Here is a 24,246-nt window from a genome sequence, read left to right on the forward strand (position 1 = left end):
CCCCATTAACAGTATGATTTCATTAATAAAAAAACAATTATCACTAAAATCACGCGAAATACCTTGATTTGGTATTTTTGGTGAATTAATCTATACCCGAACGGATAACCGCGCGGTTATCCGCCCAGATATAATCTTTTAGGATACTAGAGCGATGAGCAGAGATAAAGATCACTCGGTTGATTGGCACCCTGAAACCATAAAAGCCGAAATTCACAAACTCGGCCTGTCCTTTCGCGTGTTGTCGGTTCAGGCGGGTTACAGACCTGATTCTTTAAAATCCGTCCTCCGCACGCCTTGCCGCCCTTACCAGCAGATCGTCGCGGACGCTCTCGGCGTCACACCTGAAACCATATGGCCCAGCCGTTACACCGTTAACAGTTACGTAAACCAGACGGGGTGCCCATGAAATTCTGCGACACCAGCACAGGCAAGGTTTATCGGGTGGCCGGAACGGTTGTCACACAATATTCAGGTATTCCCCGTTTCGATGGTCGCATTATTCGTTTGTGGGGGATTCAGACGGCAACCACGGATTTTAAAACCAAATCGGCGTTAAACAGCTGGCTTGAAATGATGAATTTCAGGGAGGAGATATGTTCGTAATTGCCAGAGAATTAATCGGCGTTGCCGGTCTGCCAAAAACAGAAAAAGGAATTCGTCAGGCGCTGGTACGTTATAGCGCCGGAGTCCCGGAGCTGTCGCGCAAACGTGCAGGAAGCAAAGCGCTGGAATTTAATATTAACTGTCTGCCCGCTAACGTGCGGGAAGTGGTTAAGCAGCGCCATTATTCCGCTTCATTTAAATCCACAGCGATTAAAAAAAGCGAATTAACACCTGTTAAAGAGGCTGTTAAACCTTCAATAAAAGCGGCTGAACGTGTGGCCGTTCTGCGCCAGTGTCCCGCCCTGCTGGAGAGTAAAGCCAGTGAGCTGACGAGAAAACAGCGCGAGATTGCTGACGCCCGCATGATACTTGTTACCGAAGTATTCAAGCTGGAGGAAAGCGCCGGGCTGTCAAGGGTTAAAGCAGTAACGGCAATTTCTGAAATGTCCCGTATGGAAGAATTACCGGTACATCTGGCAGGTATTGTCGAAACGGCAAACGCCCGTAAAGGCAAACGCAAAGGGATTAGCCCGCGCACGTTGAATGGCTGGGTCATTGATTATCTGCGTGCCAGTGATGCCGCCGAACGTCTGGTATTACTGGCACCTGACCATTATAAAGCACCGCCGCTGGAGATGATTAGCTGGCTGCCTTTATTCCTTAAACACTGGCGCTCACTGAAAGGGCCGACTCTTGAATCTGCTTATGAGTCCTTTTCCGGTGAATGGAAAATTATTTACAGAGAGGAAGCCGCAATGCTAAATGCGATGCCGTCTATTTATGCAATTCGTCGCGCATTAAAAAAACTGCCTTTACGTGAACGGCTGCGCGGGCGTGTCAGCGGGTCAGCTGCGCGGGCACTTGAGATTTACCAGCGCCGGGACTGGTCACAGATGCCAGTTAATGGTTGCTGGATCTCTGACGGTAAATCACTGGATATGAAAGTGGCCCACCCGGTACACGGTCAGCCATTCACACCTGAATTAACGTTAGTCCTTGACGGCAGAACGCGCTATTTAGTTGGCTGGAGCCTGTCCCTCTCAGAGAACCAGCTGGCCGTTGCCGACGCCTACCGCCACGGCATTAAACACCACGGCAAGCCGTTATTTGTTTATTCCGACAATGGCGGCGGTGAAACCAATAAAATGCTTGATGCAGATATTACGGGGATTTTTCCGCGTCTTGGCATTACCCATATGACCGGCATTCCGGGCAATCCACAGGCACGCGGTATTATTGAACGTCTGAATGCTGTAATACCTCGCAATATTGCGCAACGATTCGCGACGTATAACGGATATGGCGCAGACCGTGAGCATGTTCGCATGACGGGCCGTCGCATTGAATCGGCTGTTAATGCCGTGAATAAGGGCCGCGAACTGACACCCGTTCAGCGTAATGCGCTGCGCCAGCTGCCATCATGGGCTGAATTGCTGGATGCCATCACTCAGGAGGTGGAGAAATACAACACACAGCACCGCCATAGCGAACTGCCTAAGCGTAATGGTCGCCATATGACGCCCGCGCAATACCGCGCCGAACTACTGGAAATGGACGGCGACGAAATAGAGTATTTAACAGAGATAGAATTACGCGACATGTTTATGCCTGAGCAGCTTAGAACAGCCCAGCGCGGCTACATACAGTTGATTAATAATACGTACTATGCACCGGAATTAATTAATGTGGACGGCGAACAGGTTCGCGTGTCGTTTGATATACATGACGCATCCCGCGTATATGTGCGAAAAATCGACGGGTCATTTGTCTGCGAGGCGATATGGGACGGTAATCTGGTTGCGGCGGTTCCGGTTAATGCCATGCAGAACGCTACAGAGCAACGCCGCAAACGCCGTATAAATCTGAATGATAAAAAACGCGCGGAGATTGAAGCGGAAGCACGCCCGCTACTGGAGGCGGCGACTATACATCCATTATCAAATTTTTTCGCTGACATACCGGAACAGGAAAAAGTCACTAAGGAATATCATTTTTTAGATGCTGAATTCCCCACAAGATACCAGAACGGAGGCTAACAAATGATTACCGAATTAACAGAACTGATGAATGAAAAAGGATACTCTCAGACACAGGTCGCCCGCGCAATGGGTAAAAGTGCCGCCGTTATTAATCAGTATCTTTTAAATAAATATAAAGGCGACATTTCCGGGCTTGAAGCTGATATCAGAAATTTTATTCAGCGTGAAACCAGCCGTCAGAAACACAAAAAGCTAAAGGCAAAATTTGTTGTTACTGAAATGGCTGGCCGTGGGTTGAACGTTATCAAACTGGCTCACTTACATTGTGATTTAAATATTATTTACGGTGATGCTGGTATGGGTAAAACGGAGATTATGCGCGAATACGCACGGCGTAATCGTGACGTGATTCTGATTGAAACCGATCCGGGCTATACCGCGCGAACCGTACTCGAAGAACTCTCTTCCCGTCTCGGCATTAATCCTCGTGGCAACATGCACGAACTGAGTGTTTCCTGTGTTAAAGCCTTGCAGGATTCCGGGCGGCTGATTCTTATTGATGAGGCTGAAAACTTGCCCCACCGCGCACTGGAAACCATCCGCCGCATACACGATAAAGCGGGCGTGGGTGTGGTACTTGCCGGGATGCCCCGCCTGTTATTAAACCTCAAAGGCAAGCGGGGCGAATATAAACAGTTATACAGCCGCGTAGGGCTTGCGCTTGCGCTGGGCGACGTTCTGCCGGAAAAGGACATACACGACATTGCGGTCAGTTTAATCGCTGAGGCTGGTGGGGAGAACGTCAGAGACACTTTATATCAGGTTTCACGCGGTAACGCGCGGCGGTTATACAAATTAATGCAGGGTGTAAACCGCCATATGGCAATCAGCGGCGACCAAATATCGCCGGATGTTATAACCGAATTTTCAAAAATGCTGATTAATTAGGGGAATATATGAAACATATAAATGATGTTGTCAGCCGTGGCGCAATGCGATTAGAAACAATTATTACCCTTCTGGATGCACAATGTGTTGAAGTTTTACGCGTTACCCTTCGCGGGGAACAATTAGTTATTCGTGTAAAAGAATGTGATGCCTGTCACCGCTGGATTAAAGAAGGTGTGGCGCATGAGCTGGGAACGGTAGCCAGTAATACCACTGTAAGTAAATGCTGGGGAATGGATTTGCCCGGTTGCCGTATTGTATGGACAAAAGGTATTTATTAAATAAAGAGGGTTTATAAAATGTCAGAAGTTAAAACTTACAAACAATTTACCACAATGGAAAAACCGGAGGGGTACTGGATTGACCAGCGCGGCGTATTAACACCGGAAAGCATGGTTAAAGAAATTGACATGGCACGTGATGCCCTTGTGGGTGAAATGGTTCAGAAAGCACTGGAATTAAATAAACTGCTTGAAAAGCTGAAAACGGGTTCATTCAATGACGTACAGGCATTTATTGACCTGTCCGCAGAACGCTACAGCGCAAACATTGGCGGCAAGAAAGGCAATATTTCCCTTTTCAGCTATGACAGCCGTTATAAAATCCAGCGGGCAATTGCAGATAATATTAAATTTGACGAACAGTTACAGGCCGCAAAAGCGCTGATTGATGAATGTATCGATGAATGGTCGGACGGCTCACGCCCTGAAATTATGGCGCTAATTAACCGGGCCTTTGAGGTTAACAAAGAAGGCGATGTAACACCGGCTAAATTGTTCCAGTTACGGACGCTTGATATCAAGGACGAGCGCTGGCAGCGGGCAATGGACGCGATTGCAGAATCTATTAAAGTGGTGGGTAAAAAAGCCTATATCCGTTTTTATGAGCGCGTAGGCGATTCCGGGGAATACCGCCCCATTTCGTTAGATATCGCAGGAGCATAACCTATGGCAGCAAAAATAAACGAGGGCCGCGCCCGTAATAATTACGGATTATATGCCGTTGGCGCGTCACGCGCAGAGCGTAACGGTGATTATCAGAAAGCGGCGGATTTATGGTGTAAAGCGCTGGTATTTTCACGTGGAAAATTAAATCGCCATTGGGCCGAAATTCGGATGCAATTTTGTGCGAATGCAAATCACAGGGGCTGGAAAGGTGTCTGATGAATGCAGAACAGTTTAACGCGTGTTATAAGCCGGGAGATTTATTCATCTATCAGCCATTAAAAATATTGCGCGGTGGCCCCGTAGTAAAAACGGTAAGTAAAGCGCAGGATATTACAGGATGTACAATGGTTGAAATTAATAAGGAACCTTATTTTATTAAAATTGAAGCACTGACACCGGCACAATAACCGCAATCATAAAAACAGGCGTAAACCCGCAGGAGCTTTTACGCCTGTTACAACCCGGAATCGTAATTATGCAAAAGCGTTATATTGAGAAAATTAAAAAGCTTTTAAATCTGGCACGTAAAACGACATTCTCACATGAAGCGGCGGCGGCAATCAGCCAGGCGAAAAAAATCATGAAGAAGCATAATATTTCTTCTGATGAGGTGGCATATACTGATATTAACGAAGCATCCAGCCGTGGCACCCCGTCCAGCGCAGAGCGCCCTCCTGAGTATGTGGTACATCTCGCCTTTATTATCGCTGAGGCGTTCGGCGTGCGCTGGTACATGGACAGGCACACCTTCCCGCGCTCTAAAAATTTCATTATCTATTATGGCCCGGCAGAACGACCTGAAATCGCCGCCTATGCGTTTGACGTTCTGGCAAGGCAATTACATAAAGGACGGCGGGAATATATTTCCGGTTTACACCGCAATCTGAAAGCTGCCAATAAAACAAAGCGGGCGGATATCTGGTGCGCGGCGTGGGTGGCCGGAGCATATGACCTTATAACCGCATTTGCGGTGACGGAATCAGAGCAGACATTAATGGAGGCATACCGGGATAAGAAATTCAGTACGGACGGACTCAGAACAGGCGAGGCCCGCAAGCCCGGAAAAGTCAGCGGCGCAGATAATGCCGCCGATAGCGGATGGCGTGCCGGGCGTCAGGCGCGACTTAATCAGGCTGTAACAGGTAATAACAACGGACAAACAAAACTCATCGGAGGCCAGCATGTTTAATTATTTTCGTAATCTGCCCGCTGAAAAATTCAATAAGATGTTCCCGCCGGGATTTACCTTTAAGTTTTATCCTGTTCGGGGAATCCCTGATTTTGTGTCCGTTCGGACATTATCCTTTGCGTGGGAATTAAATAATAAAGTAATTGTGAGAGTGAGCGGGGAATCTGCGCCGGTTTCCATCGTGCAACTGGAGCCGGAAAAACAGGACGAAAAAAACTATCGTTATCATCTTGAATCAATTATGCGGGCATGGCCTGAGCACAATACAACACATCAACTTGCATTGCGTTTAATGTGGCATCTGGAAAATTCATTCCCAAAACAGTTTTTTGATACGGAGCGCCAGCGCCTTGTAACTTGTCAGTTTCACGCGAATAAGTATCACACAATTGTGGATATTATTATGCCGGAATCACCAGAGCTTAATGCGGACAGCCGCTGGCATACGGCCCCGCCTGTATTATACGGGGCGGATTATAAATGTAATTCATGCGGCATGATTTATCCTGTCGGTATCGGCCACCATTGCCAGCCGGAGAACAAAAACCATGACAGTTAATACAAAACGCCTGATTGGTGCGGTAAAAATGGGCCAGAATTATCTGGCGTGGGATGATGAAACATACCGGGCTGTCGTGGCCCGTATTACCGGAAAAACCAGCGCCACAAAATGCAGCCTTAAAGAGCTGGGCCTTGTACTGGATTATATGCATGAGCAGGGATTCCCGAAAAACAGAAAACACGGACGCCGCCCGCAGGTACCGGAAAACCGCGAACATATTTTAAAGAAGATTGAAGCGCTGCTGGCTGATGCCGGGCGCTCGTGGAATTACGCAGAGGGCATGGCAAAGAAAATGTTTAAGCGTGATGCCGTCCAGTTTCTGACATATGAGGAACTGGATAAATTAATGGTCGCGCTGATAATTGACCAGCGGCGACGGGAGCGCGAATAATGGCTATCGAACTGGAGAAAGTGCGCGGGTTATTATCTGATACGGTTCTGGAACTGATTGATTTAATCGGCTGGCACAGTACCGCGCGACTGATTGAGCGGCTGGGCGGATGTAGTTTTATTGTCAGCAAAGAAAATAACCGTTCTGACAGCAAACGCGCGGATGTATTGAAAAAATATCTTTCTGAAAATGACGTAAAACTGATTCAGAAACAGTATGGCGGCGAAACGATTTATATTCCCCGCTGTTATTCCGCACTTCGGGCGCTGCGTAATCAGTCATTCATCGCAGACTATGACCGGCTGATAAAAACAGGAGAATCACAACGTTTTATTTTAATGAAATTATGCCCTGAGTATGGAATCAGTGACCGCTGGGCGCAGCGCATTATTTCAGAGTCAGGTGACAGTAAAAAACAAATGTCGTTACTGTGAGTTTTTTAAAATGAGGTGACAAAGTAAAAGGTGACGAATATAAGTTAAAATACGATGTGTTCTATTTGTTTGACAGTGATTTTTTAAATAGTATCACTCACACTGAAGCTGTCTTTTTAAGTTTTCCATTTCCGAGGTTGAAAATGAATAACATATCTGAGGTGAAAATTATTCAGGCTAAAGCGCTAACGCAAATGAAAGCCGTTTCACTGGAACAGGCAATAAAAAACTTTAATGAATATGTTACTGACCCTGATGCTATAGAAAAATGCTGTGTCCGAATTTATGATTATCCTTTCTTCAATTTGCACCTGAACGATGGTTCATTGAGCGAGACTCAGCGCCAGTTAAAGAAAATCATACTCGATGCGGGGTATTCTATTAAAAGTGAACTTTCAATACCGCCCTGCATCATAGTTTCGTGGCCGTTGCCCTCCTGAGTAAAAAAATGTAAGAATGTCGCGCCGGGTTTCCGGCGCATTGCGTTAAATACCCTGCCGAATACCTTCCTCTTATTCCAGTTATTCCCCACTTACATACTGAACACCTCTTTTTAGTGAGGTGTAACATGACTATTAAACTTATCGTTATTCACTGCGCGGCAACAAAAGACGGCCAGAAGCTTGGCACAGGCACGCAGAGCGCCGCAGAGCGCATTGACGAGTGGCACAAGGCGCGAGGCTTCCAGCGCCGCGCCGTCAACGTGGCGGGGTTTAACCCGCATTTAAAACACATAGGCTACCACTACGTGATCGACACGGGCGGCAGTATCGAGACGGGCCGCGCGATTGGTGAGGCCGGGGCGCACGTCGCGGGCCACAATACCGGCTCGGTGGGCGTCTGCATGGTCGGCACTGACCGCTTCACGCCGGAACAGTGGGAATCACTGCGCGTCATTGTGGATTATCTGCGCCAGCGTTTCCCTACTGCCGGTATTGTCGGCCACCGTGACCTCTCGCCGGATCTGAATGGTGACGGCGTGATCACCCCAAATGAATGGCTTAAAACCTGTCCGGGGTTTACCGTGTCGCAATGGCTGGCGAACGGCCAGCGGCCAGATCCCGATGAAGTGGTTTAACCGTCTGCCAGAACTGGTCACGAACGTTAACGGGCGTCTCTCGACGTCCGATACCCTCCTGGTATTATCGTTCGTTGCAACCTCGCTTGTGTTCATTAAACAGGGATGGGACGGCACGCTGAACGATACGTTTATTATTGCGTATCTGGGTGCGTGGGTGGCGCAAAGTCAGGGAACGAAGCTACAACGCAAAGAGATTAAAAAAGATGAGTCAACTCATGAGTAAATTTTTAAATCAGTATTATCTTTGCATCCTGTTGCTTGCCGTAATTTATGTGATGGGGAAATCAAATTTCCGGCTCACGTCTGAGAACACCGATTTAAAAGAGGAAGTAAAGACACTCAAATCAACCACGCAAAAAAATGATGTATTAACATCGGAGTTATTCATCGCAGAACGGGGAATACATGAACGAACCGAAGAAATTATGTGTAGCGTTCCTGAGTTTTATGATTATCGGTATAGCGATGATTTTATGCGGCTGTACCGCGCCGGACTCGGATATGAATAACTGTCCGCGCCCCGCCTCCGTTTTACTGACCCGCCCGGAAAAGCCCGCGCCGCCCGCCGGGAATGAACAGGCGGACGTTTTACGGCATACCATTAAATACGGGGAATGGTGCCAGAAGTTAGAAAAAAGATTCATTTTGCTGAGTGATTTTTATCACGCCGATGGATGATAAATAATGACGATTGAAATTGCATTTAATATTGCGTTAAGTATCGCCGCGACATTGTGCGGATTGTGGTTAAAAAATATCACGGAAACCATCAAAGAACATCGCCGTATTATGGATGATATAAAAATGAGCTATCAACTCCGAACGGATTCACGCGCAGATAATGAGCGCATTATGAAGTCTCTCGATAATATACAGCGTTCAATTGAACGTATCAGCGATAAACTGGAAAAAAAGGTTGATAAAACATGAAACGTAAACCACGCCGTACAAATGATACTGGCGCACAGCAGCTGGAAAAACTGGAAGAGATTAACGCGCGTTTAAAAAATATTGAAACGAGTTTCGATGACCTGCAAAAAGTTGCGGCCAGAAATGGCGCGGTTGCCGGTGCGGTATCCGGTGGGCTATGCGGCGGTCTGATTGCAACGGGTATTGCGCTGATTAAAGTTCGGATGGGGTTCTGATATGGCACACCCGCAGGAAATAAGGGACAAATTACGGCGCGTATATGTCTTTGATGGTTTATCTCTGGAGCTGGCGGCAATACAGGCCGGAATTGCTTATGCAACGGCCCGTCGCTGGAAAAGTGAAGCCATACGCGCGGGTGATGACTGGGATAAAATACGCGCCGCACGAATAATGGCCGGGGGCAGTCTGGAAGAAACCGCGCGGGGAATGTTAACCGCAATGGTGACGCAGTTTCAGACAACAATGGATTTATTAACGCATGGCGCGGAAAAAAGCGGCGCGGATAAACTTGAACCGGCAGAACGGGTAAAATTGCTGGCAAGCCTTGCGGATGCGTTTAATAAAGCCATTGCATCAAGCCGTAAAATATTACCCGAAACAAATCAGTTAGCCGTTGCAATGCAGGTGATACAGCTTTTATCTGAGTTCATTAAAGAGCAGCACCCGCAGCATTTAGAATCTTTTATTGAAATTCTTGAACCTTTCGGACGCGTGATACAGGCGAAATTTTCAGGGAAATAAATTTAGCGTAAACCTTGTAAAAAATCTGGTGAGAAAATGGAAAAGCAAACTTTCGGTAATATCACGTTGTATTGTGGCGATTGCCACGATGTGTTTCCGCTTATTGAGCCGGAAAGTATCGACTGTTTATTTACAGACCCGCCATACAGTAGTGGCGGTCTGAATATATCAGCCCGCCAGAAATCACCCGGTGAAAAGTATGTTGACAGTACGGTCAAAGCGGAACACAACATAAATTTCGTGGGGGATAATCGCGACCAGCGCTCGTGGATTATGTGGTCTTCTTTGTGGCTGTCAAAATGTCATGATTTGCTGCGCGATGGTGGCCGCGCAATGATATTTACGGACTGGCGACAACTCCCGGCGGCAACGGATGCATTTCAGGCTGGCGGCTTTATATGGCGCGGGATTGTTCCGTGGGATAAGACATTATCATCACGTGCGCCCCACACCGGATATTTTCGCCATCAATGCGAATATGTCATCTGGGGAAGTAAAAATAAATTATCTCAGTTTGCTTTCGGTGGCCCGTGGCCGGGAATGCTGACGTGTCGTGTTAAGCCGTCGGAAAAAATGCACATGACCGGGAAGCCGGTTCCGTTACTGAAAGACTTTTTAACGCCACTCAAAAAGGGCCAGAGTGTTTTCGACCCGTTTATGGGTTCCGGTTCGACGGCAATTGCGGCAATGAATAAAAACCTGTCATTTATCGGTGTGGAAAAAACACGCTATTATTTTGATATTGCATGTCAGCGCGTCGAGGATGCACTGGCGGAGCGCGTCACATGATGCAATTCACTGATGTTAATTCTGCCCGCGACTTTGTAAAAGAGCTAGCCCGGTTAAAGTTAAAACTCAGAAAGGATATACAGGCGCACGAAACCGGATTAGACGCTTCCCCCGACGCCATCCGGGAACGCCGCCGCCGTGTTCTGTCCGGTGATTATGAGTTTTTCGCGTATACTTACTTCCCGCATCATATACGCGGAAAGAAATCTTTATTTCACGAACATTTTTGCGGACGTATCCCGCAATTATTATCGTCCGCGTCAGGGTGTTCTGAATGGTGGATAGCGCCACGCGGCGAGGCTAAATCCTCGTTATTAACCAAAATAACACCGGTCTGGTGTGTGGTTCAGGGATTGTGGGAAAATGATAACATTATTCGCGAGTTGGGATTAACCGGCGAGAAAAAGCCGTTTATTGATTATATTATTCTGCTGGGCGCAGAAACCAGCTTACCGGCCAAACTGCTGGAAGTGGTAAAAACAGAATTAACGGTGAATTCCATGCTGGCGCTGGATTTCCCGGAAATTTGCGGGCGCGGGCCTCAATGGAAAATCGGCGAGTTTATTACGCGCAACGATATCAAGATGGAAGCCTACGGTGCGGAACAGGCTATACGCGGAACATTTCACGGCGCGAGCCGTCCTAAATTGTTATTAGGGGATGACCTGATAACGGACAGTGAAGCCAAATCCCCCACGGAAAGAAAAAACCGCTGGGACTGGATAGGTAAAGCCATTGAGTATTTAGGCCCGCCGGATGGTACGGTGAAATATATCGGCGTGGGAACGGTACTGGATAAAGACGACCCGATAAGCCGGGCAAAGCGTACAATAGGCCATGTGGTTCATCATTTTAAAGCCATTGAACAATTGCCAGAAAATATGGAGTTGTGGGAAAACTGCATCGAACTGATGCTGAATCAGGATAAACCGGCGCAGGATGAAGCGAGCCGTAATAACCGGTTTTTACGCGATGATGAATTACCGTCGTATTTATTCTATCTCAAAAATAAAAACGAAATGGATAAGGGCGCGGTAACATCATGGCCCTCGGTGCGCTCCCTGTTCTGGTTGATGCGCCAGCGTGCAAAGAATAAACGCGCATTCAATACCGAAATGCAGGGAGAGCCGCGCACCGATGAAGATAAGGTCTTTCATAACATCCGTTATTTAGTGCGCCGCTGGAAGCACTGGCGTATTTTTGGCGCGTGCGACCCGTCAATGGGTAAGGGCCAGAGTTCTGACCCGTCGTCAATTATTATCGGCGGCTATGACCCGGAAACATTACAGCTTAACGTGATGGAGTGTGATAAAAAAAGGCGCTTACCTTCAAAACTGGAGGCGGATTTAATTTCCGCGCAGCGTGAATTTAATTGTCTTGCAATTGGTTTCGAAAACAATAACGCCTATGAACATTCGCGCACCACGTTTATTAATGCCGCATTGCGTCAGGGTGTCGCCCTTCCGCTGGTTGGTGTCACAGCAAAGGTCGGTTTAGAAATTCGGGTTGATTCACTGGAGCCGTATATTAATGATGCATTCAGCCCGCGTATTATCTTTGACCGGAAAAATATATTACTTCTGGATGAGCTGGACACGTGGCCGGAAAAACAATCCGGCCACCACTACGACGGTTTATCCGCGCTGCATATATTATGGATGATTGCCGTCAGCCGTTCCGGCTCTTTTGAATGGGAGCCGATGAAGAAAAACGGATCTTATTCTTCCGGTGAAAATGATTTTGATGATGATTTTGATGATGATGAAAACGAATGGAATTCTTACGGGGCGAGGTATTAAATCATGGGCTTAATTGTCGATATTAACGGAAACCCTTTTTTTACTGAGGAACTCCGCGAACAACAAACCAGCCATACTGTCGGCCTGAGAAATTTAATGGCCGAACATCCGAGCCATCGTTTAACGCCGGGCCGTCTGGTCTCTATTTTAAATGAGGCCGAAACCGGCAACCTTACGCGTCAGGCGGATTTATTCTCTGATATGGAGGAAAAGGATTCACACATTTTTGCAGAAATGCAAAAACGTAAACGCGCGTTATTAACGGTGGATTACGAAGTGTTACCCCCGCTCAATGCCACGCCGCAGGAACGCGCTAACGCACAATATATACAGGAGCTGTTAACAGAACTGGACGGCTTCGAGGATTTAATTATTGATATGCTGGACGCTATCGGGCAGGGGTTCAGCCATACTGAAATTAAATGGCAGATGTACGGGAAAGAATGGCACCCGGCGGAATTTAATTTCCGCCCGCAATCGTGGTTTATGCTTGATCCGAATGACCAGAATAAATTGCTGTTACGAAATGACAGCGGCACCGGGGATAAACTCCAGCCTTTCGGCTGGATATCACACCGGCATAAATCCCGTTCCGGTTATATTGCCCGCGCCGGTTTATTACGTACTCTCGCATGGCCTTACTTATACCGTGTGAGTGGTAGTGATGCGCTGGCGGAAATGCTCGAAATATACGGAATTCCGATCCGTATCGGTAAATACCCGGCAGGAACGGGAAAAGCGGAAAAGCAACAACTGATGCGGGCAGTAACGGAAATCGGCAGATATGCGGGCGGCATTATTCCCGAAGAGATGAAAATAGAATTACAGCAAGCCGCGTCCGGTTCACACGCTCCGCACCTTGCATTAATTGAATGGGCGGAACGTTCTGTCAGTAAAGCGGTACTGGGCGGAACGCTGACGACACAGGCTGACGGCAAATCATCGACGAATGCACTCGGCAAGATCCATAATGAAGTCCGCGACGATTTATTAATCTCAGATGGAAAGCAAGTCGCCATGACATTACGCGCGGATTTATTTCACCCGCTGATTGTGTTAAACCGTCAGGCCAACGCCGACCCGCGCAGAACGCCGCGCCTCCGCTTTATTACGGAAACGGAAGAAGAACAGGAAGCCGCAACCCGGAAACATAAAAAGCGGGCCAGAACGCCGGAAGATTTGAACAACAACGCGCAATATATCGCCGCGCTGTCACGCGCCGTAAAACACGCTCAATCCGGCGATGATGTCAGTACGGGTATCTCTGTTATCACAAAGGATATTCTCGGCACCGGTCAGGCATCGGGGATATTGCAGAAAACCCTTACCCGTATTATTGAGGTGACAAAATCGGCGAAATCGGAAGCGGAATTACGGGCGGCGTTATCCGCATTTTTAAAAAATGATTCCGGTGATGATGAACTGACAATGGAGATGTTTACTGATTATCTGATTGCGGAACTGGTTGGCGTTTATGCGGGGAAAGAATGAAACCGGATAAAGCACAAATTAAAAATCTGTTTTTTAATATGACGCCGGAATCAGCGCTGCGATGGCTGAATAACAAGGGCGCACGCATTACCGCCGATGACTATAATACATTGCGTGGTAATGCCGTGGCCTATTCGTTCAGGCTGGCGAATTTAACCCGCTTCGATATCGCGCAGGATATTTTAAACGCGCTGCGGGAACATCTGGCCGATGGTAAAACCATGCGGTCATTTGTGGAATCCATCGAACCAGTATTAAAAGAGAAAGGATGGTGGGGATACGAGGAAAAGATTGACACGGAAACCGGCGAAATCATTAAAAAAGAACTTGGCACGCCCCGCCGCTTAAAACTGATTTATCATAACATGATGATGAGCGCGTATAATGCCGGGCGCTATGAATCGCTGATACGGGGAACAAAAACGCATCCTTTCTGGCGTTATAATGCCATAGATGATGGTGCCACCCGTGCAAATCATTTAATTCTGGATAATCTTGTTTTTGCCAGTGATGATTTGTTCTGGTCAATATTCTTTCCGCCAAACGGTTTCGGCTGTCGCTGTTCTGTTTCCGGCGTCACGGCGGAACAGATTAAACGTGACGGATTACTGGTCTGTAAAACCTTGCGTATTATTACGCGCGAAGCGGTTGTCGGTAAATCAGCGGATAATATGCCGGTAATGGGGATTGTTCAGGGTTGTGAAGTTGAATTCCCGGATGGCTCGATTAAATCATTTTTCCCGGATGTGGGATTTGACCGGAACAGTGCGCAGGATATCTGGCGGGCTAATATGGAGAAATACGACCCGGAATTATCCCGCGCTTATATTGAAGTGGGTTTAAACGGTGATGACCTGTCGGCCATTATTGAACACGTTAAAAACGGTAATATTAACGGGCAGACAATCCCCGCTGCCGTTATCGACGATAACGACTTAACGTTATTTAATGCCCGCAAGAATACAGCCTGGCTGAGTGATAATAATCTGTCGGCACAATATCAGGCGGGCACGCTGTTAGACCAGAACGAACTGGTGAATGTACAGGCCGTGATTGAATCCGCGCCGGTGGTTATCAGAAATAACGGCTTTATTGAGCTGTATTCTGTCCGCGCCGGGGGCGGTTTATATCGCTGTATTATGGATAATGAATTAACGGTTATTGCTTTTGAGCACGTGGCACCGGTCACGCTCAATATTGCGATGATTACCGGTGACGTATTGCGGTTTAACACATTATGAAAATTGAACTGAGCACAGAACAGCTGCAGCAGCTGCTCGGCGAGAAACTTAAACGCCTTGAATATCCGTACTTCATTATGCAGGGCGTCGCGCTGGAGCTGGACGCCATCACGCAGGATGCATTCAGGCAGCACGGAGAGCCGCCGGGCAGCTGGCCGGGGCTGCGTCCCTCGACACGCCGCGCAAAAGAGCGGCGCGGGCGCAGTATCGAGCGCATCCTCCGGGATACCGGCGTGCTGGCCGCTTCTGTCCAGATCAACTACAGCCGAACCTACGCGGAGATCGGAACGAATGTCGCCTATGCAGCGATCCACCAGTTCGGCGGCGACATTCACCGCACCGGCACAGTACGCCTCAGAACGCGCAGGAACGGTAAGCTATATAAGAGAGGGAACCTTGCCACGTTCGCGCGTAAATCGCATAAGCTGGCCGTTGAGCGCCCTGTCAGTTATACGATCCACATGCCCGCCCGTCCTTACCTTCCTGTTGACGCTGACGGCAATCTCACCGGGACGGCCAGAAAACGGCTAACCGGGGTTATCTGCAATGCCCTCAGTCAGTAAACCGCAGGGGCGCTGTAACGCATCGTAAGCGATTAACGGCGCAGTACACGCGATTGCACGCGGAAAAATTGTTAAAAGCGCCTGAGCGGATTTAAAAGGGGTTTAAAAATGGTTTGAGAGGCGTATGATGACTCCCCCGCAGTTTTACCGCAAAACGTCGCTTTCTTCCCTCTCTTCTATATATAGCTAAACTGACGAATGTCTTCCTCTTAATCCGTCCTGCTCCCCGCTGCACAATCGCAGCATGAAAAAACAAATCGCAATCGCCAGCTGTTCGCTGGCAATCAACGCCACCGGCAAAAATGAAATCCAGCTGTTACCCGCTGGCGAGTTCTCCGCGAACGACGGCCGCCCGGCGTGCGGCACATGGAAAATTGACGCGGCGATAGCTGCAAAAGTCATCGAGCGCATGTCGCGCCGTAAAACGCCGGTCATTATCGATTATGAGCACCAGACCCTGCATAAAGAGGCCAACGGCCAGCCCGCTCCCGCTGCCGGGCGTTTTCTCGGCTCTGATGTGGAATGGCGCGAGGGTGTCGGCCTGTTCGCGTGCAACGTCAAATGGACACCCCGCGCCGCCGCAATGATTGCTGATGAAGAATATCAGCAGATATCACCCGTCATTATTTACTACTCCGACACCGGCGTGGTGGTCGATATCGCCCACGCTGGTTTAACCAACGATCCCGCGATAGACGGCATGGAAGCGGTCACGCTGGCCGCTGCATCCCGTCTCTTTATTAATGATGAACTGACTGATGATGATGAGGTGTCACAGATGGAAACCCTGTTAGAGCTGCTGCGTAAAATTCTCGGACTGGCGGAGACCGCCACCGAAGAAGAAGTGTTAACCGCCCTGAAAGCCGTTGCTGAATCCATGCCGCAGGAGGGGGAAATGGCCAGCGCCGGTCTCAGCCGCGTACTGGAGCACGGAAAGCAGCGCGTCGAGGCGCTGACGGCGGCGCTGAGTAAAGCGACCACAGCCGGGCAGAACACCACGCCCGATCCGGCTAAATATGTGCCTGTTGCCGTGGTGAATGATTTACGTAAAACCATTGCCGCACTGAATAATAATGGTTCGGTGAAAGAGCTGGATAATATGATTACCGCCGCCCTCACCAGCGGGAAGCTGGTTCCGTCGATGGAAGAATGGGCCAGAAACCTTGGCAAAAAAGATATTAACGAACTTAAAACCTTTATTGATGATTCACCGGTTATTGCCGCATTAACGCGTGAACAGGCCGGAAATAATCCGCCCGCATCCGGGGCGTATGGGCTGAATGCTTCGCAACTTGAAGCGGCGCGTCTGTTGAATATGTCGCCGGAAGAATACGCAAAACTTTTTTAACTATTACTCACCCCTGAGGATTTAAGAATGGCTATTGTCACAAATGCGCTTGTACAGGCTTTATTTAAAGGTTTTAAAAATGACTTCCAGAAAGGTCTGGATATTGCAGAGAACGAATATAAAAAAATAGCAACGGTTGTTCCCTCTAAAACCGCGCAAAACATCTATGCCTGGTTGGGCCAGTTTCCGCAGATGCGCGAGTGGGTTGGTAGCCGAATTATTAAATCAATGAAAGAAGATGGCTATGCCATCCGAAATAAATTGTATGAAGCTACCGTTGGATTCCCACTCACGGCGATAGAAGACGATACCGTCGGCGTATACTCACCGGCATTTTCTGAGGCCGGGCGCGCGGCGGCGGTATATCCTGATGAGCATATTTTCCAGCTGTTAAAAGATGGTGAAAACCAGCTTTGCTATGACGGCCAGAATTTTTTTGATGAAGAACATCCGGTCGCTGAAAATGTGGATGGTACGGGCACCATCACCAAAGTTTCAAATATTATTTCTGACGCAGGATATACTGGCCCGGCCTGGTATCTGATGGACACAAGCCGCGCATTAAAGCCGCTTATTTTTCAGGAGCGTATTAAGCCTGATATCCGTATTAAAAATAATGTGGACAGCAGCGACCATTTATTTATGGAAGATGAAGTGCTGACCGGTGTTCGCGCCCGTTCTGCTGTAGGTTTCGGCTTCTGGCAAATGGCGATTAAAGTTAAGGCAGAGCTGAATTCTGAAAATTATCAGGCGGCCTGTACCATGCTGGAAGAAATGCAAGCCGACGGAATGCGCCCACTCAGTTTTAAAGGGACGCTGTTAGTTGTACCTCCAAAACTGAAAACAGCGGCGAAACGTGTCGTTAAAATGGAATTTATCAGCGGCAGCACTAACCCGAATTATAACGAGGCGGATATTCTTTCTACCGCATGGGTGCGTTAATCATTCCGGGCAATAAAACACATCACACAACACAGAATGAAAAAGAATGGCAACTAAAGCAAAAAAGTCGCAAGAGACCCCGCCCTCGGAGGATATTACGGGCACGTTGCAAAATACGTTGCAGACCAGCGGCGATTCATTGAACGTGATAACCGACGATATGCAAAGCGGCGGCGGTCTGGATATTTCCGGCGACGATAATTCCGTAATTACGTCGGATGTAATCGACCCGGCATTAGCTGGCGCGGAGGAAACCTGTATTTTTAACGTCCGCGTTTTAAATGTACCGGGCGGCGTTCGCCATCGTGCGGGCCTGACGTTTACAGAAGCCGGTGCCGATATTGATTTTTCAGCGTTAACGGATGAACAAATCGAAAAAATCAAAAGCGATCGTTTCTTACGTATTAAGCGGGTTTAATTATGTACTGTTCGGTTGATGATATGGTGGAAGTATTCAGTCTGCCGACCATGACACAAATTTCCCAGCGTCCGGGTACTGACCGGACGCTGGTTAATACGCCGGTGGTTGAAAAAGCCATAAAAGACGCCAGCGCTGAAATTAATATGTATCTTGATTCGCGCGGCCTGTTACCGGTGACGGATATTCCTGAAATTCTGACGCGTATATGTTGTGATATGGCGTTTTATTATCTGCATCTGAAACCCACCACGGAGGGGGCAGTTTCAATGGCCTATAAAACGCGCGTCAGACAGCTGGAGAAAGTCGCCTCCGGTTCTCTGTCGCTGGGGCTGACCCAATCAGGGAACGTCACAGAGCCAGAAGATGTGGTGATATTTAATCCGGGGCGAAATGTCTGGAGAAATGACAGGGGGGCATGGTGAATTATTTTTATCTGGCACCGCTGATAAAAAAGAGACTCGAAACGATACCCGGTTTAATGAATGTTTACGGTGCAGCGGAATATTCCCGTTTAGAATCGTTCGACCCCATTACACCGTGTGCGTTTGTTATCTATAACGGCGATATCACACCGAACAGCATTCAGAACACCGGCGGAATATTACGGGCAACACAGAGCGTCACCCAGCGCTGGCTGATTGTGGTTTGTGTTAATTACGCTGACCCGCTCGGACTGGATGATGAAATGCTTTCAGAGGGCGGAACCCTGATAAGTGATGTTATTAATACGCTGTCCGGGTGGTCGCCTGATGCCAGTAATGCGACCCCCTTTCAGCGTAGCAGCCAGAATATACCGCCAGATTACGGCGACGGGTTAGGTTTTTTCCCGCTCGTGTTTCAGATTCAGATCCCATCTAAATTAGGGGGAAGACATGCAGGTTAAAATTATTGCCGACGGGCATAAACACGACGGAAAGAAAGTCGCGTTAAATACCGTGATTGATGTTCATGATTCCGTGGGCGAATGGCTGGTCGCGGAAAATATCGCGCAAAAATATGCAGTCAAAACCACGGCGAATAAATCCACAGATAAAACGGAGACGGAATAATGGGCGAGTCGGTACTTGAAAAACAGAATTATTATTATGGTCAGGGCAAAGTCTGGTTATCAAAACGCCATCCTGTTACGGGTAAGCCGCTGGGCTGGCGCTGGATTGGTGATGTCAGTGCGCTGAGTTTATCCCTGTCCGTGGAATCTATTTCACATACAGAGTCCTACACGGGCCAGCGTTTAACGGCGCTTAAAATAGCCGGAAAAAAAGAAGGCTCTCTCTCTTCCACCTGGCATAATCACAGCCCGGAAAACCTCGCCACGTTATTTTATGGCGAGAATGTGATTACCGCTGCCGGTTCGGTAAGCGGTGAACTCCTGCCCGAAAAAATAGAAGCCGGAATGATGCTGGCCCTTGCGCATCCGCAGGTCAGTAACGTTATTCTGTCACCGGCGACCGGTACAGGAATGGCACTGAAAGAAGGTGAAGATTATTATGTCCGTGAAGCCTTTGGCGAAATTGAATTTTTAAAGGCAGTAACTGCGCAATATAAAGCCGCTTACAGCCATGCGCGGAATATTAACGTCCCGATGTTTAACCGGCTTGATGAGAATTACGCGTTGCGTTATTCCGGCATTAACCTTGCCGATAATGGCGCGGCGGTGATTGTTGAGCTTTATAAAATCGCTGTTGACCCGGCACAGGCTAAAAATCTGATTAACACCGATACGTCCGTTGAAGGTATGGAAATGACCGCCGGAATACTGATGGATGATATGCGGGCCGTTGATGATGAGCTGGGGATGTTCGGACGTATTCAGATGGTGAAAGAGGAGTCGTAATGTCAGATAAAGACAATGATGCGGCGGTATTAATTTCAGAGCGAGAAATAACAATTAACGGTGAAGATGTCGTGATCCACGAATACAGTTTTCGTGAAACGCTGAAATTTCACCGCCAGATTGACCTGCTGGTGAATAAACTCACTGACTTACTGATGGAGAAAAAGGAAATTTCCACCGGTCAGATTAAATCACTGATTGCCGATTATGCGGATATTGTCGCGGAACTGGTCGCCGGAAGTGTGAATAAACCGGTGGCATGGGTTGACGGTTTAAAAGGTCAGGCTGCTATTGATTTATTTGAATGGTGGTGGGTGGTGCAATCCCCTTTTTTTATCGCCGCTGTAAAACGTCAGGAAATGTACAGGGACGTACAAAGAGCCAGAGCAGCGGAAAAGAAAAACACACCGCCAGCACAGGATTAGTTTTCGCGACACTGGTTCATTACGGACACAATGCAGAACGTCTGCAACATTACACAGAGCGCCAGCTGTATCTCTATTACCGGCAGGCGCTTAACCTTCAAAAAATAAACAGCGAAACTCTGTTACTGGATGTGAATGCAGGAACGATGGGCGGTAGCGTGGCAAATGACAGGCTTAAAAAATTAAAGGTGCGTGATAATGAGTGACAATTTAGATTTATCGCTGCGTATTACCGCCGATTTAAACGCCGCGCGGGAAGATATAAAAAAACTTTCCGGCGATGTCTCCACGCTGTCTCAGTCTGTTAATAAAACCGATGAACAATGGCAGCGGGCCGGAAAAACGATTGAAGAGTCGGCCCGTTCTTCTGATGAGGCCAGAATTAAACAGGAGGAATACACCCAGGCCGAACTGATTCTGACCGCGCAGAAGCGGGAATTAAAAAAGGCACAGGAAGCCGCCGCCCTCGCTGCTCAAAAACAGCGCACTGAAAACGAAAAATTAGGTAAAGAATTACAGACGGTGCTGGGCAAAATTGACCCGGTAACGCGTGCGTTTGAAAAACTCGATGAACAGGAGGAGAAACTCAGAAAATTAAACCGTGCGGGTATTATTGATAATGACACCTTTGATGCCTATATCACGAAGATTAATAATCAGCGTACCGCCGTCGATATGCTGACCGGTAAAACGCAGACATTACAGGTTAATTCTAAAGCGGCCCGCACTGAATTTGTTATGCTGGCCCGCCAGCTTGCGTCCGGTAATATTTCCGGCGCGGCGCAAAACTTTTATAATCTCGGTTCACGTGTCGGCGTATTACCGGGATTATTTTCACTGGCTGGCGCATCGCTGACCGGTGTTATTGCGTTGCTGGTTGCCACCGGCACGACGTTGGTTTCTCTTTCACGCGATCAGGATGCTTTCACGCGCGGCCTGATGTCGACCGGTAATTACGCCGCATTAAGCGCGGCACAGCTTGAGGTCATGGCGAATAAGGCCGGGACACTCAGCAGTAATTACGGCGCGGCCCGCGATATTCTGACGGGTTTAATTAAGAACGGTAATTTAACACAGGAAGCATTAAGTCAGGCCGCAGAAGCCGCTGCCTCTCTTGCCGATATCACCGGAAATTCTGCCGATCAGATTGTCGGGGAATTTTCGCGCCTCAGTGAAAGCGCGTCAGGCTGGGCGAACGAAATGGACGATAAATACCGTCTGTTAGATATTGCCATGCTTGAGCGTATTCGCTCTCTCGAAAGTCAGGGAAAAAAAGAAGAAGCCATCGAACTGGCGTCAGCGGAAATTAACCGGGCGTTAAAAGGCCGCATTAATGAACTGCGCGACGAACTGTCCGGGCTGGCGGCAGGCTGGGAAAATGTAAAGCGCGTTGTCAACGAGATAAAACAGGGATTCAGAACAGGCGTCACGATTGCCACCGGTCAGGATACTGACGTGAATAAACGCGCCCGTGAAATTGAAGAAATTCAGAAGCGGTTAAATAATGCCGGGGATGAATCCGAGATTGCCCGCCGTGGTTCAGGATATGCGGAATTAGTCGCAAATGACCGTAAACGGCTTGCCGAACTGAAAAAGCAGGAAGTCGCCGAAAATATGCTTTCTGAGGCGACGGCAGAACGAAACCGAATCGCTGATGAGGGTAAGGCTGCTTATAAAGCATTAGCCGACCTCTGGGATAAAAACAAAACCGCTATTGAAAAAGAAGCGGATGAAGTCGAATCCTTACGGCAAAAATATGAAAAATTATGGGCCACGGACGACGGGCGCGAAATGCTGGAATCTCGCGGCGTTAAATCTGATGATGGCGTGGAGTTTTCCGGCGGGCAATGGGAAAGTGATTCCGGGCGCTTATCCGAAAGTACAAAAGCCGCTGAGAAATATAATGAGCAATTAGAAAGAACGCTTAATACAGCGCGCGGCGTTTCGCAGGTTGAAAAGACGCTGGCGGAAATTCGTTCCGGTAGTTTAAAAGATGCGTCCACGGAGCAACAACAAAACGCGTTATCACTGGCAAAGCGCATCGATGCGCAAAATAAATCAATTCAGGCAGAACGGGCAGCACAGCAGCAGGTTAAAAAATCCATTGCTGAAAACCAGCGCTATGTTAATTCGTTGGTTAATCAGGCCGCGAAACAAAATCAGAGCACCGCCGCCATTCGTGCTAATGAAATTGCCACGCGCAATCTGACGGATGAACAAAAGAAATCAGCACAGGCCGCACATGAATTATTAACCTCGCGTGAATATGCTGACCAGAATTTTACGTTACGTATGCAGTTAATCAGGGCATCCGGCGATGAGGCCGGAGCCAGCCTTGAAGAAGTGCGGAAAAAATACAGTGAATTACGGCAGGATTTTGAATCATCCGGTAATACAGAAGGCTTATCGTTAATTGATAAGTTATTGCCCGTTGAAGAAACAAAAATCCGTATTGACCAGATTAAAGCGGAAATTGAAAGCTTATATACCTTTCAGAGTCAGCGCGAACAGTCAATACAGGCGCAAATAACAACTGGCGCAATCAGCGAATATAACGGGCGCGAACAAATTCTTGCCCTGCATACGCAGACCGCCGATAAATTACAGAGCTATTTACCTGTATTACAGGAAATGGCCGATATACCCGGCGAGGCGGGCGAAAATATTCGCTCACTGCTGGGCGGGCTGGAAACCCAGCTGGCAGACCTGAGTCAGACAGGGAACGAATTAACACAGGCGTTTAAAGACGGTTTACAGCACGGAATTGAAACATCGTTGATCGGACTGGCCAACGGCACAATGTCCCTTTCTGACGCGGTGAAAAATCTGGCGATGGAGGTGGTGAACAGCCTGGCCCGTATTGCCGCACAGCAGCTGGCAATGGGGGCAATGTCCGCGCTGGGCGGCGGTGCGGGCATGGCCGCTGGCTTTTTTTCGTCCGGCGGACAGGTTCGCGGGGCCGGGACGAATACCAGCGATTCGATACCGGCCTATCTGAGTGATGAAGAGTTCGTGACCCGCGCGTCCGTCGTCAAAGAGCCGGGGGCGCTTGAATTCCTGGACGATTTCAACGAGCGCGGCATGTCCGCCCTTGCCGAACACGCACAGCAGGACAATAACGCCGGGTTTATCGCCAGGACAGAGACGGCAGACGCGCCAGCGGCCTCTGTCGTCCCTCACGTTCCTGGTGAGACGCTGGCCGTCGAGCGCCAGCCGCAGCCGGGCCGCGACAACGTGCCGGTGATGCTGAGTGATGAGGAATATGTAACCCGTTCAGCGGTTGTGAATGAGCCGGGGGCGCTTGATTTTCTGACGGAGTTCAACCGGCGTGGGATGGCTGCGCTTGAGGGTTACGCCAGCGGCGGTCTGACAGGTTTTCCGGCACAGTCCAGCCCGTCGGACATTCCCGAAGTGGCAACGCCTGAGAAAGCCACAGAAGCCGCAGAAACCACGATTTCGCAGACGCTGGTGCTCGATGCCGGTGATGTGATGAGTGCCGGGGTGAACAGCGTCGCGGGGCATCGCTCTCTCATCACATGGGTGCGGGCAAACAAGCCGACCCTCAAACAGATGATTACGGAATGA

The 24,246-nt window shown here is 48.6% G+C and carries 32 protein-coding genes; all 32 read left to right on the forward strand.

The window, feature by feature from the left end:
• Positions 1-154 precede the first annotated feature (154 nt).
• The 32 genes from ABK821_RS18550 (at position 155) to ABK821_RS18705 (ending at position 24,246) form a co-directional block, all read left to right on the forward strand.
• The gene (locus ABK821_RS18550) at positions 155-409 is read left to right on the forward strand and encodes a transcriptional regulator (protein ID WP_395034022.1); all 255 of its coding nucleotides are present in this window, start codon (positions 155-157) and stop codon (positions 407-409) included.
• A gap of 187 nt (positions 410-596) precedes the next feature.
• A complete protein-coding gene (locus ABK821_RS18555) occupies positions 597-2,642 on the forward strand; it encodes a Mu transposase C-terminal domain-containing protein (protein WP_395034023.1) in 2,046 nt (681 codons plus the stop codon).
• Between the two features lie 3 nt (positions 2,643-2,645).
• Positions 2,646-3,533: an AAA family ATPase gene (locus tag ABK821_RS18560; RefSeq protein ID WP_395034024.1), complete on the forward strand. Its 888-nt coding sequence runs from the start codon at positions 2,646-2,648 to the stop codon at positions 3,531-3,533.
• An 8-nt stretch (positions 3,534-3,541) separates the two neighbouring features.
• On the forward strand, positions 3,542-3,814 hold the full coding sequence (locus tag ABK821_RS18565) for a hypothetical protein (protein WP_395034025.1): 273 nt from the start codon (positions 3,542-3,544) through the stop codon (positions 3,812-3,814).
• A gap of 18 nt (positions 3,815-3,832) precedes the next feature.
• Positions 3,833-4,477 carry a DUF3164 family protein gene (locus tag ABK821_RS18570; RefSeq protein WP_395034026.1) on the forward strand — a complete coding sequence of 215 codons (645 nt, stop codon included), beginning with the start codon at positions 3,833-3,835 and terminating at the stop codon, positions 4,475-4,477.
• Positions 4,478-4,480: 3 nt separating this feature from the next.
• Positions 4,481-4,696 carry an ANR family transcriptional regulator gene (locus ABK821_RS18575; protein WP_395034027.1) on the forward strand — a complete coding sequence of 72 codons (216 nt, stop codon included), beginning with the start codon at positions 4,481-4,483 and terminating at the stop codon, positions 4,694-4,696.
• Positions 4,696-4,887 carry a hypothetical protein gene (locus ABK821_RS18580; protein ID WP_395034028.1) on the forward strand — a complete coding sequence of 64 codons (192 nt, stop codon included), beginning with the start codon at positions 4,696-4,698 and terminating at the stop codon, positions 4,885-4,887. Before ABK821_RS18575 ends, ABK821_RS18580 begins: the two co-directional genes overlap by 1 nt.
• A 68-nt stretch (positions 4,888-4,955) precedes the next feature.
• Positions 4,956-5,669, forward strand: coding sequence for a DUF2786 domain-containing protein (locus ABK821_RS18585; protein WP_395034029.1), 714 nt, complete (start codon positions 4,956-4,958; stop codon positions 5,667-5,669).
• Positions 5,662-6,228, forward strand: coding sequence for a hypothetical protein (locus ABK821_RS18590; protein ID WP_395034030.1), 567 nt, complete (start codon positions 5,662-5,664; stop codon positions 6,226-6,228). Before ABK821_RS18585 ends, ABK821_RS18590 begins: the two co-directional genes overlap by 8 nt.
• A complete protein-coding gene (locus ABK821_RS18595; RefSeq protein ID WP_395034031.1) occupies positions 6,218-6,622 on the forward strand; it encodes a gp16 family protein in 405 nt (134 codons plus the stop codon). Before ABK821_RS18590 ends, ABK821_RS18595 begins: the two co-directional genes overlap by 11 nt.
• A complete protein-coding gene (locus ABK821_RS18600) occupies positions 6,622-7,056 on the forward strand; it encodes a Mor transcription activator family protein (protein WP_395034032.1) in 435 nt (144 codons plus the stop codon). The genes ABK821_RS18595 and ABK821_RS18600 overlap by 1 nt, the downstream gene beginning before the upstream one ends.
• A 143-nt stretch (positions 7,057-7,199) precedes the next feature.
• Positions 7,200-7,496: a hypothetical protein gene (locus tag ABK821_RS18605; protein ID WP_395034033.1), complete on the forward strand. Its 297-nt coding sequence runs from the start codon at positions 7,200-7,202 to the stop codon at positions 7,494-7,496.
• A gap of 128 nt (positions 7,497-7,624) precedes the next feature.
• Positions 7,625-8,134 carry an N-acetylmuramoyl-L-alanine amidase gene (locus tag ABK821_RS18610; RefSeq protein ID WP_395034034.1) on the forward strand — a complete coding sequence of 170 codons (510 nt, stop codon included), beginning with the start codon at positions 7,625-7,627 and terminating at the stop codon, positions 8,132-8,134.
• Positions 8,121-8,360 carry a hypothetical protein gene (locus tag ABK821_RS18615; protein WP_395034035.1) on the forward strand — a complete coding sequence of 80 codons (240 nt, stop codon included), beginning with the start codon at positions 8,121-8,123 and terminating at the stop codon, positions 8,358-8,360. The genes ABK821_RS18610 and ABK821_RS18615 overlap by 14 nt, the downstream gene beginning before the upstream one ends.
• Positions 8,353-8,646 (forward strand): hypothetical protein, encoded by a 294-nt coding sequence (locus ABK821_RS18620; RefSeq protein WP_395034036.1) that lies wholly within the window; start codon positions 8,353-8,355, stop codon positions 8,644-8,646. Before ABK821_RS18615 ends, ABK821_RS18620 begins: the two co-directional genes overlap by 8 nt.
• Positions 8,647-8,821: 175 nt before the next feature.
• Positions 8,822-9,067, forward strand: a complete 246-nt coding sequence (locus tag ABK821_RS18625; protein WP_395034037.1) for a hypothetical protein — start codon at positions 8,822-8,824, stop codon at positions 9,065-9,067.
• Positions 9,064-9,282, forward strand: coding sequence for a hypothetical protein (locus ABK821_RS18630; protein ID WP_395034038.1), 219 nt, complete (start codon positions 9,064-9,066; stop codon positions 9,280-9,282). The genes ABK821_RS18625 and ABK821_RS18630 overlap by 4 nt, the downstream gene beginning before the upstream one ends.
• A 1-nt stretch (position 9,283) precedes the next feature.
• Positions 9,284-9,808 (forward strand): DUF1804 family protein, encoded by a 525-nt coding sequence (locus tag ABK821_RS18635; protein WP_395034039.1) that lies wholly within the window; start codon positions 9,284-9,286, stop codon positions 9,806-9,808.
• Positions 9,809-9,844: 36 nt separating this feature from the next.
• Complete coding sequence (locus tag ABK821_RS18640) at positions 9,845-10,597, forward strand: DNA-methyltransferase (protein WP_395034040.1); 753 nt, start codon at positions 9,845-9,847, stop codon at positions 10,595-10,597.
• Positions 10,594-12,396 carry a hypothetical protein gene (locus tag ABK821_RS18645; RefSeq protein ID WP_395034041.1) on the forward strand — a complete coding sequence of 601 codons (1,803 nt, stop codon included), beginning with the start codon at positions 10,594-10,596 and terminating at the stop codon, positions 12,394-12,396. The genes ABK821_RS18640 and ABK821_RS18645 overlap by 4 nt, the downstream gene beginning before the upstream one ends.
• 3 nt (positions 12,397-12,399) lie before the next feature.
• Positions 12,400-13,887 carry a DUF935 family protein gene (locus tag ABK821_RS18650; protein ID WP_395034042.1) on the forward strand — a complete coding sequence of 496 codons (1,488 nt, stop codon included), beginning with the start codon at positions 12,400-12,402 and terminating at the stop codon, positions 13,885-13,887.
• On the forward strand, positions 13,884-15,128 hold the full coding sequence (locus tag ABK821_RS18655; protein WP_395034043.1) for a phage minor head protein: 1,245 nt from the start codon (positions 13,884-13,886) through the stop codon (positions 15,126-15,128). Before ABK821_RS18650 ends, ABK821_RS18655 begins: the two co-directional genes overlap by 4 nt.
• A complete protein-coding gene (locus ABK821_RS18660; protein WP_395034044.1) occupies positions 15,125-15,691 on the forward strand; it encodes a phage virion morphogenesis protein in 567 nt (188 codons plus the stop codon). The genes ABK821_RS18655 and ABK821_RS18660 overlap by 4 nt, the downstream gene beginning before the upstream one ends.
• Positions 15,692-15,935: 244 nt before the next feature.
• Positions 15,936-17,039, forward strand: a complete 1,104-nt coding sequence (locus ABK821_RS18665) for a phage protease (protein ID WP_395034045.1) — start codon at positions 15,936-15,938, stop codon at positions 17,037-17,039.
• A gap of 27 nt (positions 17,040-17,066) precedes the next feature.
• Positions 17,067-17,981 carry a Mu-like prophage major head subunit gpT family protein gene (locus ABK821_RS18670; protein ID WP_395034046.1) on the forward strand — a complete coding sequence of 305 codons (915 nt, stop codon included), beginning with the start codon at positions 17,067-17,069 and terminating at the stop codon, positions 17,979-17,981.
• 46 nt (positions 17,982-18,027) lie between these two features.
• The gene (locus ABK821_RS18675) at positions 18,028-18,399 is read left to right on the forward strand and encodes a hypothetical protein (RefSeq protein ID WP_395034047.1); all 372 of its coding nucleotides are present in this window, start codon (positions 18,028-18,030) and stop codon (positions 18,397-18,399) included.
• Between the two features lie 2 nt (positions 18,400-18,401).
• Positions 18,402-18,824 carry a gp436 family protein gene (locus tag ABK821_RS18680; RefSeq protein ID WP_395034048.1) on the forward strand — a complete coding sequence of 141 codons (423 nt, stop codon included), beginning with the start codon at positions 18,402-18,404 and terminating at the stop codon, positions 18,822-18,824.
• On the forward strand, positions 18,818-19,285 hold the full coding sequence (locus ABK821_RS18685) for a hypothetical protein (RefSeq protein WP_395034049.1): 468 nt from the start codon (positions 18,818-18,820) through the stop codon (positions 19,283-19,285). The genes ABK821_RS18680 and ABK821_RS18685 overlap by 7 nt, the downstream gene beginning before the upstream one ends.
• Positions 19,275-19,451 carry a hypothetical protein gene (locus ABK821_RS18690; RefSeq protein ID WP_395034050.1) on the forward strand — a complete coding sequence of 59 codons (177 nt, stop codon included), beginning with the start codon at positions 19,275-19,277 and terminating at the stop codon, positions 19,449-19,451. The genes ABK821_RS18685 and ABK821_RS18690 overlap by 11 nt, the downstream gene beginning before the upstream one ends.
• Positions 19,451-20,236 carry a hypothetical protein gene (locus ABK821_RS18695; protein WP_395034051.1) on the forward strand — a complete coding sequence of 262 codons (786 nt, stop codon included), beginning with the start codon at positions 19,451-19,453 and terminating at the stop codon, positions 20,234-20,236. Before ABK821_RS18690 ends, ABK821_RS18695 begins: the two co-directional genes overlap by 1 nt.
• Positions 20,236-20,661 (forward strand): DUF6631 family protein, encoded by a 426-nt coding sequence (locus ABK821_RS18700; protein ID WP_395034052.1) that lies wholly within the window; start codon positions 20,236-20,238, stop codon positions 20,659-20,661. Before ABK821_RS18695 ends, ABK821_RS18700 begins: the two co-directional genes overlap by 1 nt.
• Positions 20,662-20,859: 198 nt before the next feature.
• The gene (locus tag ABK821_RS18705) at positions 20,860-24,246 is read left to right on the forward strand and encodes a phage tail length tape measure family protein (protein ID WP_395034053.1); all 3,387 of its coding nucleotides are present in this window, start codon (positions 20,860-20,862) and stop codon (positions 24,244-24,246) included.

This window comes from Klebsiella sp. KE9456 (assembly GCF_043832615.1).
Classification (GTDB): domain Bacteria; phylum Pseudomonadota; class Gammaproteobacteria; order Enterobacterales; family Enterobacteriaceae; genus Klebsiella; species Klebsiella indica.

Bases quoted from the DNA above. Each gene is read 5' to 3' on its own strand.
- ABK821_RS18595 (WP_395034031.1), top strand. From the start codon at position 6,218: ATGACAGTTAATACAAAACGCCTGATTGGTGCGGTAAAAATGGGCCAG.
- ABK821_RS18585 (WP_395034029.1), top strand. From the start codon at position 4,956: ATGCAAAAGCGTTATATTGAGAAAATTAAAAAGCTTTTAAATCTGGCA.
- ABK821_RS18605 (WP_395034033.1), top strand. From the start codon at position 7,200: ATGAATAACATATCTGAGGTGAAAATTATTCAGGCTAAAGCGCTAACG.
- ABK821_RS18705 (WP_395034053.1), top strand. From the start codon at position 20,860: ATGAGTGACAATTTAGATTTATCGCTGCGTATTACCGCCGATTTAAAC.
- ABK821_RS18690 (WP_395034050.1), top strand. From the start codon at position 19,275: ATGCAGGTTAAAATTATTGCCGACGGGCATAAACACGACGGAAAGAAA.
- ABK821_RS18675 (WP_395034047.1), top strand. From the start codon at position 18,028: ATGGCAACTAAAGCAAAAAAGTCGCAAGAGACCCCGCCCTCGGAGGAT.
- ABK821_RS18635 (WP_395034039.1), top strand. From the start codon at position 9,284: ATGGCACACCCGCAGGAAATAAGGGACAAATTACGGCGCGTATATGTC.
- ABK821_RS18665 (WP_395034045.1), top strand. From the start codon at position 15,936: ATGAAAAAACAAATCGCAATCGCCAGCTGTTCGCTGGCAATCAACGCC.
- ABK821_RS18680 (WP_395034048.1), top strand. From the start codon at position 18,402: ATGTACTGTTCGGTTGATGATATGGTGGAAGTATTCAGTCTGCCGACC.
- ABK821_RS18550 (WP_395034022.1), top strand. From the start codon at position 155: ATGAGCAGAGATAAAGATCACTCGGTTGATTGGCACCCTGAAACCATA.
- ABK821_RS18685 (WP_395034049.1), top strand. From the start codon at position 18,818: ATGGTGAATTATTTTTATCTGGCACCGCTGATAAAAAAGAGACTCGAA.
- ABK821_RS18620 (WP_395034036.1), top strand. From the start codon at position 8,353: ATGAGTAAATTTTTAAATCAGTATTATCTTTGCATCCTGTTGCTTGCC.
- ABK821_RS18575 (WP_395034027.1), top strand. From the start codon at position 4,481: ATGGCAGCAAAAATAAACGAGGGCCGCGCCCGTAATAATTACGGATTA.
- ABK821_RS18565 (WP_395034025.1), top strand. From the start codon at position 3,542: ATGAAACATATAAATGATGTTGTCAGCCGTGGCGCAATGCGATTAGAA.
- ABK821_RS18610 (WP_395034034.1), top strand. From the start codon at position 7,625: ATGACTATTAAACTTATCGTTATTCACTGCGCGGCAACAAAAGACGGC.
- ABK821_RS18570 (WP_395034026.1), top strand. From the start codon at position 3,833: ATGTCAGAAGTTAAAACTTACAAACAATTTACCACAATGGAAAAACCG.
- ABK821_RS18560 (WP_395034024.1), top strand. From the start codon at position 2,646: ATGATTACCGAATTAACAGAACTGATGAATGAAAAAGGATACTCTCAG.
- ABK821_RS18700 (WP_395034052.1), top strand. From the start codon at position 20,236: ATGTCAGATAAAGACAATGATGCGGCGGTATTAATTTCAGAGCGAGAA.
- ABK821_RS18555 (WP_395034023.1), top strand. From the start codon at position 597: ATGTTCGTAATTGCCAGAGAATTAATCGGCGTTGCCGGTCTGCCAAAA.
- ABK821_RS18660 (WP_395034044.1), top strand. From the start codon at position 15,125: ATGAAAATTGAACTGAGCACAGAACAGCTGCAGCAGCTGCTCGGCGAG.
- ABK821_RS18645 (WP_395034041.1), top strand. From the start codon at position 10,594: ATGATGCAATTCACTGATGTTAATTCTGCCCGCGACTTTGTAAAAGAG.
- ABK821_RS18580 (WP_395034028.1), top strand. From the start codon at position 4,696: ATGAATGCAGAACAGTTTAACGCGTGTTATAAGCCGGGAGATTTATTC.
- ABK821_RS18640 (WP_395034040.1), top strand. From the start codon at position 9,845: ATGGAAAAGCAAACTTTCGGTAATATCACGTTGTATTGTGGCGATTGC.
- ABK821_RS18655 (WP_395034043.1), top strand. From the start codon at position 13,884: ATGAAACCGGATAAAGCACAAATTAAAAATCTGTTTTTTAATATGACG.
- ABK821_RS18590 (WP_395034030.1), top strand. From the start codon at position 5,662: ATGTTTAATTATTTTCGTAATCTGCCCGCTGAAAAATTCAATAAGATG.
- ABK821_RS18670 (WP_395034046.1), top strand. From the start codon at position 17,067: ATGGCTATTGTCACAAATGCGCTTGTACAGGCTTTATTTAAAGGTTTT.
- ABK821_RS18615 (WP_395034035.1), top strand. From the start codon at position 8,121: ATGAAGTGGTTTAACCGTCTGCCAGAACTGGTCACGAACGTTAACGGG.
- ABK821_RS18650 (WP_395034042.1), top strand. From the start codon at position 12,400: ATGGGCTTAATTGTCGATATTAACGGAAACCCTTTTTTTACTGAGGAA.
- ABK821_RS18600 (WP_395034032.1), top strand. From the start codon at position 6,622: ATGGCTATCGAACTGGAGAAAGTGCGCGGGTTATTATCTGATACGGTT.
- ABK821_RS18695 (WP_395034051.1), top strand. From the start codon at position 19,451: ATGGGCGAGTCGGTACTTGAAAAACAGAATTATTATTATGGTCAGGGC.
- ABK821_RS18630 (WP_395034038.1), top strand. From the start codon at position 9,064: ATGAAACGTAAACCACGCCGTACAAATGATACTGGCGCACAGCAGCTG.
- ABK821_RS18625 (WP_395034037.1), top strand. From the start codon at position 8,822: ATGACGATTGAAATTGCATTTAATATTGCGTTAAGTATCGCCGCGACA.